Consider the following 11573-nt stretch of genomic DNA (forward strand, 5'->3'; position numbering starts at 1 on the left):
GTGACGGTAACTATTTGTTGTCAGTAAAATTTCGCTCTATGTTGCTACAGAGCCCTCAATGTTTCAACGAGTAGTAGATCTTTTCTGCCAGCCCTTGCGAAATACCCGGCACTTTTGCAATTTCCTCCATGCTGGCGCTGAGTAATCCTTGCAATCCGCCCATATACTTCAGCAGCATCTGGCGACGTTTTGGCCCAACGCCTTCGATCGTCTCCAGGGCGCTGGTGTTTTTCACCTTCGCCCGTTTTTTGCGGTGGCCGCTGATGGCGTGATCGTGGGACTCATCGCGAATATGCTGGATAACGTGCAGCGCCGGAGAGTCCGGCGGCAGGCTGAAGCCCTCACCTTCCGGCTCGAAGAACAGCGTCTCCAGGCCAGCCTTACGATCGGCTCCTTTTGCCACCCCCAGCAGCAGCGGATGGTTTTTATCCCAGCTGACGTCAAGCGATTCAAATACCGCTTTCGCCTGGCCGAGCTGCCCTTTCCCACCGTCAATCAGGATCACATCCGGGATTTTGCTCTCTTCGATGGCTTTACCATAGCGGCGACGCAGCACCTGATTCATGGCCGCATAATCATCGCCCGGCGTGATTCCGGTGATGTTATAGCGGCGATACTCGGCGCGCAGCGGGCCGTTGGCATCAAACACCACGCAGGACGCCACCGTCTGTTCCCCCATCGTATGACTGATGTCGAAACACTCCATCCGCTTCACTTCCGGCAGCTTCAGCAGCGTCGCCAGGGCCGTTAAGCGCTGGTGTACCGTCGACTGCTGCGACAGCTTAGTGGTGAGTGCCGTTGCCGCGTTGGTTCGCGCCAGCTTCAGATAGCGCGCGCGATCGCCGCGCGGTTTGGTCTGTACATTGACCCGACGGCCCGCCAGTTCAGAGAGGGAATCGGCCAGCAGGGTTTTATCGTCAAGATTAAAATCAAGCAGGATCTCAGAAGGCAGCGTGCGCATTTGGCTCCCCTGCAGATAGAACTGCCCGACAAAGGTTTCCACCACTTCACCCAGTTCGGTTCCGCCCGGCACTTTCGGGAAATAGCTGCGGCTGCCGAGCACTTTGCCCTGGCGAATAAACAGCACGTGCACGCAGGCCATCCCGGCGTCAAAGGCGACGCCGATGACGTCGAGATCGTCACCGGTATTGGAGACAAACTGTTTCTCAGTGACTCTGCGCACCGCCTGAATTTGGTCGCGGATACGCGCAGCTTCTTCGAACTCGAGCGCGGCGCTGGCTTTTTCCATCCGCGCGATCAGCTGCGTTAAGACCTGATCGTCTTTTCCGGCTAAGAACAGGCGCACATAATCCACCTGCTGGGCATACTCTTCTTCACTCACCAGGCCGGCCACGCAGGGGCCCAGGCAGCGTCCAATCTGGTACTGCAGGCACGGGCGCGAGCGGTTACGGTAAACGCTGTTTTCGCACTGGCGGATCGGGAAGATTTTTTGCAGCAGCGCCAGCGTTTCACGCACGGCATAGCCGTTTGGGAAAGGGCCGAAATATTCGCCCTTCGCGTGTTTAGCACCGCGGTGCATGGCGAGGCGCGGATGGGTGTCGCCGCTCAGAAAAATAAACGGGTAGGATTTATCATCACGCAGCAGGACGTTATAGCGCGGCTGGTAGAGCTTAATGTAGTTGTGCTCAAGCAGCAGGGCTTCCGTCTCCGTGTGCGTGACGGTGACATCAATATTCTGAATGAGGGAAACCAGCGCTTCGGTCTTACGGGAGGCCAGGTTACTGCGAAAATAGCTGGAAAGGCGTTTTTTAAGGTCTTTGGCCTTCCCCACATAGATAACCGTACCGCCAGCGTCATACATGCGATAGACGCCAGGCTGGCTGGTTACGGTTTTCAGAAATGCCTTTGAATCGAACACATCACTCACTGACTTAACAACGTCTCCGCATTACACAAACCATGCCGGATGGCCAGATGCGTCAGTTCAACATCACCATGAATGTTCAGTTTACTGAACATCCGGTAACGATAGCTGTTCACCGTTTTAGGGCTGAGATTCAGCTGTTCCGAGATCTCATTCACCTTCTGGCCTTTGGTGATCATCAGCATAATCTGCAATTCACGCTCAGACAAACTCGCAAACGGTGATTCGGTTTTCTCGGGTTCAATCTGGCTTAGCGCCATCTGTTGGGCAATGTCGGAAGCAATGTAACGCTGCCCGGCAAACACGGAGCGGATAGCATTGACGACTTCCTGCGGCGCAGCGCCTTTACTCAGGTAACCCGCTGCACCCGCCTGCATCACTTTCGCGGGCAGCGGGTTTTCGGTATGCACGGTCAGCATGATGACTTTCGTATCAACAAAGGTGCGGGCGATTTTGCGGGTTGCTTCAAGACCACCGATACCGGGCATGTTCATATCCATCAGCACTACGTCGGCCGAGTTAGTGCGGCACCATTTTACCGCGTCTTCGCCACAGCACGCCTCACCGGCAACTTTAATACCTTTAATATCTTCAAGAATGCGTCGTATCCCTGCGCGCACCAGTTCGTGGTCATCAACAAGAAGGACGTTGATCAAAGGAAATGTCTCCAGAATAGGGATAACGCTACTGAGTGATAATTTGGTTTATACTAACGGTTTTCCTCACAAGATTAAAACGTTAAAAAACCGGCTATTCGATTTTGCTCTCGTTTTTGGAAATTAGGCTGTACAGTCCGTGGAAAGAGAGCCCGTGGATACAGGGCTTTTGCGGCTTTTTTTAAGCATCTGTATTCAAAAAGTTACAAAAAACGTGCAGCGTTTCCTTGCAAAAAGAACACTCCTCAAATTTTTGTAACAATAATTAACGACAAGCAAACCGGGTATAAACAATTAATAGCCTTTAACTGCGGTTCAGTTTACCGGCACGTCCTGTTTACGCAATTAAACATCTGCGTAAAAGTACGAAAAACAACCGCTGCATTTTTTGCTTTAGCTTGTGGTATACTCCGCCGCCTTGACTTTCGTCGTCGCGCTTTAGCGCCGTTTAATAATGAGGAAAATAAATGAGCACACCTGAATTTGCCACTGCGGAGAATAACCAGGAACTGGCACAGGAAGTAAACTGCCTGAAAGCGCTGCTAACGTTGATGCTGCAGGCGATGGGCCAGGCGGATGCTGGTCGTGTGATCATTAAAATGGAAAAACAAATCGCGGAGATGGAAGACCAGGCTGAATCTGCGGTATTTGCTAACACCGTTAAGCAAATCAAACAAGCCTACCGCCAGTAACAAAAAACGGCTGAATGCAGCGCATTCAGCCGTTCGCTCGTCTGTCACGCAGAACGTCTTCTCCCGTCAGATCAGCCCCGTTGCCGCCGCGTAGCACGCGATCTGGGTCTTGTTGGGTGCATTAAATTTCTTCTGCATATTCTTCTGATGGAAGTTAACGGTATTCTCGGAGATGGAGAGGATGATCGCTATTTCCGCAGACGTCTTTCCTTCCGCAGTCCATTTCAGAATTTCACGTTCACGTTTGCTGAATTTCATTTCGGGTGGCATGACCATCCCGTCTTCAAAACGCATCAGCGAAGTTAAGGCCATTTGCACCAGCATTTGCAGACGCAGTTCAATTTCCTCATGGGTATACGGCCCTTCCAGTACGCTAGTACGTGAAACTGACAGGAAGCCGAGCGCGTGATTAGGCAACATCAGGCACTGCGTTATTCCTGCGCGTAAACCGTGATCCTGCGCGCCATGCCATAATTCCTGCGCGTCAGCGAATAATGCGTCGGTCCAGGGTAAATGACCCTGCATGAAATTCTCCGGTTTTAAAACCGGATCAATCGCGAAATAGTTCGCGGACTGATATTGCGCCATCCACGGCTTTGGATACGTGGTTTGCAGCGATATCTTTGGCCGCGTAAATGGCACGGGATGACGCACGCAGAGCGCGTAATAATCGAACTCAAGCGCCTGCGTTTGTCGCTCTAGTTCCTGATATACCTCGTCGGCACAGGTCAATTCCTGAAACCGGAGGAAGCAATCCCGTCGCCAGGTGAAAAAGTCTGAATCCCTCATACTTACTAAATGAAGCCTCTGAAAAGATAATCATTATTATGGTGAATATAACCTAACACATAAAACTTTTTTCAAACGACAAAATATCGGCAATTGCACGATTAACTTTACTCTCGATAAGGTTTATCCGAGCGGGATGGAATAAAAAAACAAAGGATAGCGCACAGCGAGAGAATAATTTGCTCCAGGCTAAATTTCTGGAGCAAATTAGCGCAAAAATGCTACTGCATGAGGAATTTTTCAAGGAACTGACGGGTTCGCGGCTGCTGTGGGTTAGCAAACAGGCTTTTCGCTGGCCCCTGCTCCACAATCCGTCCCTGATCCATGAAGATGGCTCTGTCAGCAACGTCGCGTGCAAAGCTCATCTCGTGCGTCACGATCACCATCGTCCGTTTTTCCTGCGCCAGCTGGCGAATGGTGTTCAGCACTTCGCCTACCAGTTCCGGATCGAGCGCAGAGGTCGGTTCATCAAAAAGAATCACGTCCGGGCGCATCGCCAGCGCGCGCGCTATCGCCACGCGCTGCTGTTGCCCTCCCGACAGACGACGCGGATAGCTGGTCTCTTTCCCCGCCAGCCCGACCTTAGCGAGCAGCTCGCGCGCGCGCGCCGTTGCGTCCTCTTTCGATTCACCTTTTACAATCACCGGCCCTTCGATAATGTTCTCCAGCACCGTGCGGTGCGGGAAGAGGTTGAAGTTCTGGAAAACGAAGCCGACGTGCTGGCGCAGGCGGCGAATCAATCCTTTCTGCTGGCTGATAGACTTCCCGGTATCAATCGTTATCTCCCCAACCCGAATGGTGCCGCCTTCCGGCTGTTCAAGCAGGTTAATGCTGCGCAGCAGCGTCGTCTTTCCCGAACCGCTCGGCCCGATAATCGCCACCACTTCACCCTGCTCCACCTCCAGGTCGATCCCGTGGAGCACCGTTTGACCGTGGAATTTTTTCACCAGGTTTTTGACGTCGATAGCACTCATTTTGGATCACGCTCCTGGCGGTTAAGCTGGTTTTCGAAGTAGTTTTGCAGGGCAGACAGCACCGTCGCCATCACCCAGTAAATCAGGGAGGCGGCCAGATACATGGTAAAGACCTCAAGCGTGCGTGACGTAATCAGCTGCGCCTGACGGAACAGCTCCGGTACCTGGATCGTTGCCGCCAGGGAGGTATCTTTCACCAGGCTGATGAAGCTGTTGCTCAGCGGTGGAAGCGCTACGCGCGCCGCCTGCGGCAGAATGGCGCGACGCAGCGTCTGCCACGGCGTCATCCCGATACTGGCCGCCGCTTCCCACTGCCCTTTGTCGATGGAGGAGATGGCCGCTCGCAGCGTTTCAGAGGTGTACGCTGCGGTATTGAGCGACAGGCCAATCATCGCGGCGGGGATCGGATCCAGCTCGATACCAAACTGCGGTAAGCCGTAGTAGATCATAAAGAGCTGGGCGATAAGCGGCGTGCCGCGAAACACGGAGATATAGAAGCGCGCCAGCCAGCGTACCGGCAGGATGGGCGACATGCGCATTAATGCCAGCACAAATCCCAATACCAGCCCGAAGAACATCCCGCCGATACTGAGCTGTAACGTAAATACCGCACCTTTCAGCAGATACGGCAGAGAATCAATAACCAGTTGAATACTTTCTTGCATTATTATTTTTCGACCTGATTTTTAGACATGAGGATGGTAGGCAAACAGCGCAGGCGCTCCGCCGGTATGGACAAATAAGATCGGCCCTTCATCCTTGAAGCGTTTCTGCGCTATGCCATCAATCAGTCCGGCCATTGCTTTGCCGGTATAGACCGGATCGAGCAGGATGCCTTCGAGGCGCGCCAGCAGCTTAACCGCTTCCATGCCCTCTTCGTTCGGCGTGCCGTAGCCCGGCGCAAAATAGTCATCCCAAAGCAGGATATCGGCCTTTGCCTTAAGCGCCAGCTGCTCTGCGACCGCCTGCTGTAAAGTGACCACCTTTGGCTTTTGATCCGCGACGCTGCGGGATACCGTCACGCCAATCAGCTCGACGTCCGGCAGCAGTTGCTCCAGCCCCACCGCCAGCCCGGCATGCGTGCCCGCACTGCCGGACGCGACCACGACGGAGGAGAGGCTCACAGCCCCCTCGCACTGCTGCGCGATTTCCAGCGCGCTTTCCACGTACCCCAGCGCGCCCAGCGCGTTAGAACCGCCGACGGGGATAACGTACGGACGGAAACCCTGCGCTTCCAGACGCGTCGCCAGCTCATCAAGCTGGGCCGTCGGGTCGGTCAACGCATCCACCATTTCGACCTGCACGTTAAACAGATCCAGCAGGAGTCGGTTACCGTTAGTGAGATAGTTTTCTGCCCGCGTGCCAATCGGGTTTTCCAGCAGTGCCACGCAGTGGAGCCCGAGCTTCGCCGCCACGGCCGCCGTCTGGCGAACGTGGTTGGACTGGATAGCCCCGGCGGTAATGAGCGTATCAGCCCCCTCGCGCAGTGCGTCCGCCGCCAGAAACTCCAGCTTGCGCAGCTTGTTGCCCCCCATCGCCATCGGCGTCACGTCATCACGCTTAATAAAAATATCGCGCCCTAAATAATCAGAAAATCGCGGCAGGTACTCCAGCGGCGTAGGCGCCCCGATAAACTCCAGGCGGGGAAAGCGCGTTAAATTCTGTAGTGACATGGGTTCTCCGGTAACTCTGACAAAATGTGATATTTTTCATTATGCACGCAGACGCGTAAGAAATAAAAAAGGCGCTTTTAAAAGCGCCTTTTTTTCACGTCAAAGACTTATTTGGTGACGTCTGCCCCGAACCACTTCTCGGAGAGCGCCTTCAGGCTGCCGTCTTTTTGCATGTCAGCAATCGCGGAGTCAATCGCTTTGACCAGATCTTCGTTGCCTTTGCGAACGGCCACGCCCGATTCCTGACGGGAGAACGCATCACCCGCTACCGCGAGGGTGTTGTTGGTTTTCTTCACCAGATCCAGCGCCGCCAGGCGGTCAACCAGAATGGCGTCGATACGGCCCACGCGCAGATCCTGGTATTTCGTCGGGTCATCATCATAGGTGCGGATGTCCACGCCCTGCACGTTCTGGCGCAGCCACTCTTCGTAGTTAGTACCCAGACCCACGCCGACTTTCTTCCCTTTCAGATCCGCAGCCGTTTTGATGGTGCCTTCGTTGCCTTTTTTCACCAGCGCCTGAATACCGGACACGGTGTACGGCGTAGAGAAGTCATATTTCTTCTTGCGCTCGTCGGAGATGGTCACCTGGTTAATCACCACGTCAATACGTTTGGAATCCAGCGACGCCAGCATACCGTCCCATTTGGTCGGCTTCAGGGACGCTTTCACGCCGAGGTGCTTCGCCAGCTCTTCGGCAAACTCCACTTCAAAACCGGTCAGCTTACCGTCATCGCCCTGGAAGCTGAACGGAGGATAGGTTCCTTCCAGCCCAACCAGCAGCGTACCGCGCTCTTTCACTTTATTCAGCAGGTTTTCTGCGGCGAACGTTTTCACGCTCATGCCCGCAACCAGCGCAACGGCCATAACGCCCATCAGCGCCTGACGACCCAGAAGTGCAAATTTCATAAATACCCCGATATAGTGGAATTTTTACGTAGTGTAGAGAAATCGCCTGCAACGTCAAAGGCGACTGCGCTACATCTTATTCTTTTTTAATATATATCAGAAGTTGTTCCCACGTGGGCTTTCTGCTTTACCGCACCCGGCATTTGTACCTTATATTGTGCATACTTGCGCAGCGCAATTCGGTAGTTGTTGGTGCTGGTCGCAGGCAGCCACGGCTCCAGATTTTCGTCCAGATAGCCGGTCTTCAGCAGATCGCGAGAAATATTGTTGACGGTCAGATGTTGCCCGAGGCGGCGCAGGCGAACCACATACTCGCGAACGGTGCCGTGGCTCATCTCCGTTTGCTCAAACAGGAACTGCTTAAAGCCGATAATGTCGAAGAAGTCGCTTTGCTCTTTGCAGTGGAGATCGCCACAGAAACGGCAAAGCGCCACCCACTCTTTTTGCTCTTCGAGCCATGCTGCTTCGTCCATTAACGTGTCGAGACGCGAAATCGCAATCTTATTAACGATTTCGCCCCGGCGAACCAGCGTGATACGATCGAGTAACTTGTTACAGTGGGCGCAATGCGTCTGGCTGTGTTTAAAGTCTTTCAGGTAGCGGCTTAAAGGCCGTCTTTTAGATTGCTGCACCGTCATGATAACTCCTGGTTGTCAATACGTTGTGCGGCATTTTTCAGGTGAATCAATCACCTATAACTTACCCAGCTTGGTTCGTAAGCGTTTGATGGCCTGGCTGTGCAGCTGGCTAACCCGCGACTCTCCCACCTCCAGAACAGCGCCAATCTCTTTGAGGTTAAGCTCTTCCTGGTAATAAAGGGTTAATACCAGCTGTTCGCGTTCAGGCAGAGCTTCAATAGCCTCCATCACGCGCTGGCGTAAATTCCCTTCCATTAAGTGGTGTAACGGGTTTTCCTGCTGGTGCTCATCCGTCACCAGCTCGATGCTATCGCCATGCTCTTCGCGCCACTCGTCATAAGAGAAGAGTTGGCTATTATTGGTATCGAGCAACATCTGACGATACTCTTCAACAGCAATGCCAAGACGTTCCGCCACTTCGGTTTCCGTTGCGTTACGTCCCAGTTCCTGTTCCAGCTGCCCCATCGCATGCGCCACTTCGCGCGCGTTGCGGCGAACGCTGCGCGGTACCCAGTCACGGCTGCGCAGCTCGTCCAGCATCGCACCACGAATACGCTGAACTGCGTAAGTCGTAAATGCCGTTCCTTGCAGAGCGTCGTATCGGTCAACTGCATTCAATAACCCGATACCGCCCGCCTGTAGCAGATCGTCAAGTTCCACGCTCGCCGGCAAGCGCACCTGGAGGCGCAATGCTTCGTGACGCACCAGCGGGACATAACGCTGCCACAGCGAGTGTTTATCCATTACACCTTCAGCGGTATAGAGTGAATTCACGATAAACAGCCCTGCGTTAGTTGAGTTATCGGCATGATTATCCGATTCTGCAGGGGTTTTAATCGGGGGAATAGTGGGTGAAATGGGGGGTTATTTCTGCCTTACTCCTTCCCCGATCCAAATTAACGGGATTAGGACGGACCGGACACTCTACTTTTTCGCACCATCATGAGCGTATCCTGTTCAGAAGAAGAGATGATAAATCCATGTTTTGAATACAATCTAATAGCCTTTTCTCTGATGCTAAGCACTTCAAGGGCTATCTGTTCAACACCCGCCTCTTCAAGATAAAGAATACTATTGCGCAATAACTCATCCCCGATGCCACAAGATTGCCAACCAGGTAGTACAGAAACATTAGTAATAAATCCGGTCCGTTTTTCCTTATTCAGATATGCCGCAACAAGGCCAATTAACTGGTTATCGCTCCACGCTTCAAAGGTACAGCCATATTTTTTAATTTTAGCAGCATAACGTTCAATATTAACCTGCCGCATGAGATGCTCGACAAAATCGGATTCGCCAAGGTGAAGATGCCCTGCAATCTGCATGGCAGTGGCGGTGTTGACGCGTGATATCATCGCATGCTCCTTAACCACTCACAGTCCAGCCATGACGGCAAAGGTTGATTACCTCATTTTTACTATTAAACATCATGACATCGATAATTGAGAGCCAAGGGACAAACTCAGCACCAAACTGTGGATAACAAATATTCTTCGGTTGGATAAACTGTAAGTTGACACCTTGCTGCTGAAAGCTTTCGCTGTCATAAAGTGCGCGACCACCAGGAAGGTTGATATATGTATGAGCCTCCAGAACCGAGCAAATGGACAATATTTTGTCCTGAGCACGCAATTTATGATCAATGGCAATATCAGACGAGAGCATAATTTCACACTCCAGAGATAATACCTGACGCAATACCATCAATGAGTTACCAAGATAGTCTGACAAATTATCGCAAGAACAATTAACAATCTCTTCTACAAGCGGAAATACCGTATGAAAGTAAGGTGCGTGACGATAGGCATCAAGAAATTGATTGAGCAAATCCTCACGAATAAAATTATCTGACAAGTGACGACTGTTGATTGCAAGAAAGCGAGAATCCTTCGCTAATGGAACAGTAACAATGCCGGGTTGATTATGTTGCAAAATACGATTGCGATTGATCCAGCCCTGCCTGACGTACTGCACGTTGTCAAATAGAACAAAGCGGTCAACCGCAGACATCAGTTGAAAATAACCAATATAGGGTAGAAAGTAAGGTTGCATTACTGCAATTTTCACAACTGATAATCCTTATTTATAACTCACTAGTTGCGACGCACTGTGCATTTTTATGCGGAGAAAATGTCTTACTAATAATTTCCACGATCCGGATCTGATTTTCATACGTCAGGCCAGGATAAATAGGTAGGCAGAGAATACCTCGAGAAATCGACCACGCGACAGGAAGATGTTGGGCATCAGCTGTTGCAAATTGACGGTACATCTGAAACTCACTAATTAGAGGATAGAAATAGCGTCGTGCAAAAATCCCCTGCTGCCGTAAGGCACTGTAAACTTCATCGCGCGCGCTTAGAATGTTACCCTCAAAGAGAACGGGGAAATAGGCGAAATTCCATTCAATCGAGCAAGATGGTGTTATATAGCGAAGTTCCGGCAGCCATTCATCCAGCAGCTTTACATACCGCTCATAAATCGCTTTGCGTTCCGCCAGAGCCGCGTCAATATGCTGCAACTGAAGCAACCCCATTGCCGCCTGGACTTCATTCATTTTGCCATTAATACCTGGGGCCATGATGGTGACCTCATCAGCAAAACCAAAATTTTTCAGATAGTCAATTCGCTGTTTGGTTTTAATGTCATGACAAATAATCGCACCACCTTCAAAGGTATTAAATACTTTGGTGGCATGGAAACTCACGACCGAAAGATCGCCGTGGTTCAGGACACTGGTATTATTCTCTTTTACTCCAAAACAATGGGCAGCGTCGTAAATAACCTTTAGTCCATATGTATCGGCGATCTGTTGAATACGTACGGTATCACAAGGAATACCGTAACAATGCACCGGTAATATTGCTGACGTTTGCGGCGTGATGAGCGATTCAATTTTCTCAGGGTCAATATTAAACGTATCGGGATCAATATCCGCAAAGACCGGAGTGAGTCCATTCCAAAGCAAACTATGAGAGGTTGCAACAAAGGAATACGGGGTGGTGATCACCTCGCCACGGATCCGCAGCGTCTGCATAGCCGTCAGCAGGGCAAGCGTACCATTCGAGAATAAACTCACGTACTTTACGCCAAGATAACGCGCCAGATCCTGTTCAAGCTGTTGGTGAAACTCGCCGCCGTTTGTCAGGATCCGGTTTTGCCAAATTTTTTCCAGATAAGGAAGAAACTCCTCGAGGGGAGGCAAAAGCGGGCTGGTAACATAGACGTTATCACTCATATGAGAACCTGTGGACTAAGGGGTGGTGCCCCATCATAGCGATGAGGACACCGTTGCTATCGGTAAAACAAGACCCCTTTCAGGACTCAATTACCCAAACGGCCCAGCTTTCCGGGTAAA

The 11573-nt window shown here is 51.7% G+C and carries 13 protein-coding genes; 1 reads left to right on the forward strand and 12 read right to left on the reverse strand.

Annotated elements, in window-relative coordinates; all coding sequences use genetic code 11:
• Window positions 1-55 precede the first annotated feature (55 nt).
• The gene (gene uvrC / locus FY206_RS15510) at window positions 56-1888 is read right to left on the reverse strand and encodes an excinuclease ABC subunit UvrC (protein WP_077064132.1); all 1833 of its coding nucleotides are present in this window, start codon (window positions 1886-1888) and stop codon (window positions 56-58) included.
• A complete protein-coding gene (uvrY, locus tag FY206_RS15515) occupies window positions 1885-2541 on the reverse strand; it encodes a UvrY/SirA/GacA family response regulator transcription factor (protein WP_013096026.1) in 657 nt (218 codons plus the stop codon). The genes uvrC and uvrY overlap by 4 nt, the downstream gene beginning before the upstream one ends.
• Before the next feature lie 467 nt (window positions 2542-3008).
• Here uvrY and FY206_RS15520 point away from each other — a divergent pair, with 467 nt between their 5' ends.
• Window positions 3009-3233 (forward strand): DUF2594 family protein, encoded by a 225-nt coding sequence (locus FY206_RS15520; protein ID WP_008500345.1) that lies wholly within the window; start codon window positions 3009-3011, stop codon window positions 3231-3233.
• Between the two features lie 66 nt (window positions 3234-3299).
• Here the strand turns inward: FY206_RS15520 and sdiA are convergent, their stop codons facing one another.
• The 10 genes from sdiA to FY206_RS15570 all read right to left on the reverse strand — a co-directional run bounded on the left by sdiA (window position 3300) and on the right by FY206_RS15570 (window position 11453).
• Window positions 3300-4022, reverse strand: coding sequence for a quorum-sensing transcriptional regulator SdiA (gene sdiA, locus FY206_RS15525; protein WP_032641394.1), 723 nt, complete (start codon window positions 4020-4022; stop codon window positions 3300-3302).
• A 221-nt stretch (window positions 4023-4243) separates the two neighbouring features.
• Entirely contained in the window at window positions 4244-4996 is a 753-nt protein-coding gene (tcyN, locus tag FY206_RS15530) for an L-cystine ABC transporter ATP-binding protein TcyN (protein ID WP_023336161.1), read from the reverse strand.
• Window positions 4993-5661 (reverse strand): cystine ABC transporter permease, encoded by a 669-nt coding sequence (tcyL, locus tag FY206_RS15535; protein ID WP_014884380.1) that lies wholly within the window; start codon window positions 5659-5661, stop codon window positions 4993-4995. Before tcyL ends, tcyN begins: the two co-directional genes overlap by 4 nt.
• Before the next feature lie 21 nt (window positions 5662-5682).
• Window positions 5683-6669 (reverse strand): D-cysteine desulfhydrase, encoded by a 987-nt coding sequence (dcyD, locus tag FY206_RS15540; protein WP_032641396.1) that lies wholly within the window; start codon window positions 6667-6669, stop codon window positions 5683-5685.
• A 107-nt stretch (window positions 6670-6776) separates the two neighbouring features.
• Window positions 6777-7577: a cystine ABC transporter substrate-binding protein gene (gene tcyJ, locus FY206_RS15545; RefSeq protein ID WP_032641397.1), complete on the reverse strand. Its 801-nt coding sequence runs from the start codon at window positions 7575-7577 to the stop codon at window positions 6777-6779.
• An 86-nt stretch (window positions 7578-7663) separates the two neighbouring features.
• On the reverse strand, window positions 7664-8215 hold the full coding sequence (gene fliZ / locus FY206_RS15550; protein WP_032641400.1) for a flagella biosynthesis regulatory protein FliZ: 552 nt from the start codon (window positions 8213-8215) through the stop codon (window positions 7664-7666).
• A 54-nt stretch (window positions 8216-8269) separates the two neighbouring features.
• Window positions 8270-8989, reverse strand: a complete 720-nt coding sequence (locus FY206_RS15555; protein WP_014170714.1) for an RNA polymerase sigma factor FliA — start codon at window positions 8987-8989, stop codon at window positions 8270-8272.
• A 131-nt stretch (window positions 8990-9120) separates the two neighbouring features.
• The gene (locus tag FY206_RS15560; protein WP_032641402.1) at window positions 9121-9570 is read right to left on the reverse strand and encodes a GNAT family N-acetyltransferase; all 450 of its coding nucleotides are present in this window, start codon (window positions 9568-9570) and stop codon (window positions 9121-9123) included.
• Window positions 9571-9580: 10 nt separating this feature from the next.
• Window positions 9581-10282, reverse strand: a complete 702-nt coding sequence (locus FY206_RS15565) for a WbqC family protein (protein WP_032641404.1) — start codon at window positions 10280-10282, stop codon at window positions 9581-9583.
• A gap of 16 nt (window positions 10283-10298) precedes the next feature.
• A complete protein-coding gene (locus FY206_RS15570) occupies window positions 10299-11453 on the reverse strand; it encodes a DegT/DnrJ/EryC1/StrS family aminotransferase (protein ID WP_032641405.1) in 1155 nt (384 codons plus the stop codon).
• Window positions 11454-11573 lie beyond the last annotated feature (120 nt).

Origin of the sequence: Enterobacter chengduensis (genome assembly GCF_001984825.2) — a bacterium.
Classification (GTDB): Bacteria; Pseudomonadota; Gammaproteobacteria; order Enterobacterales; family Enterobacteriaceae; genus Enterobacter; species Enterobacter chengduensis.

What these genes read in the sequence shown, in the direction of transcription:
- tcyJ (WP_032641397.1), bottom strand. Translation starts at nt 7,577, where the DNA reads ATGAAATTTGCACTTCTGGGTCGTCAGGCGCTGATGGGCGTTATGGCC.
- dcyD (WP_032641396.1), bottom strand. Translation starts at nt 6,669, where the DNA reads ATGTCACTACAGAATTTAACGCGCTTTCCCCGCCTGGAGTTTATCGGG.
- FY206_RS15520 (WP_008500345.1), top strand. Translation starts at nt 3,009, where the DNA reads ATGAGCACACCTGAATTTGCCACTGCGGAGAATAACCAGGAACTGGCA.
- FY206_RS15570 (WP_032641405.1), bottom strand. Translation starts at nt 11,453, where the DNA reads ATGAGTGATAACGTCTATGTTACCAGCCCGCTTTTGCCTCCCCTCGAG.
- tcyN (WP_023336161.1), bottom strand. Translation starts at nt 4,996, where the DNA reads ATGAGTGCTATCGACGTCAAAAACCTGGTGAAAAAATTCCACGGTCAA.
- FY206_RS15560 (WP_032641402.1), bottom strand. Translation starts at nt 9,570, where the DNA reads ATGATATCACGCGTCAACACCGCCACTGCCATGCAGATTGCAGGGCAT.
- sdiA (WP_032641394.1), bottom strand. Translation starts at nt 4,022, where the DNA reads ATGAGGGATTCAGACTTTTTCACCTGGCGACGGGATTGCTTCCTCCGG.
- fliZ (WP_032641400.1), bottom strand. Translation starts at nt 8,215, where the DNA reads ATGACGGTGCAGCAATCTAAAAGACGGCCTTTAAGCCGCTACCTGAAA.
- tcyL (WP_014884380.1), bottom strand. Translation starts at nt 5,661, where the DNA reads ATGCAAGAAAGTATTCAACTGGTTATTGATTCTCTGCCGTATCTGCTG.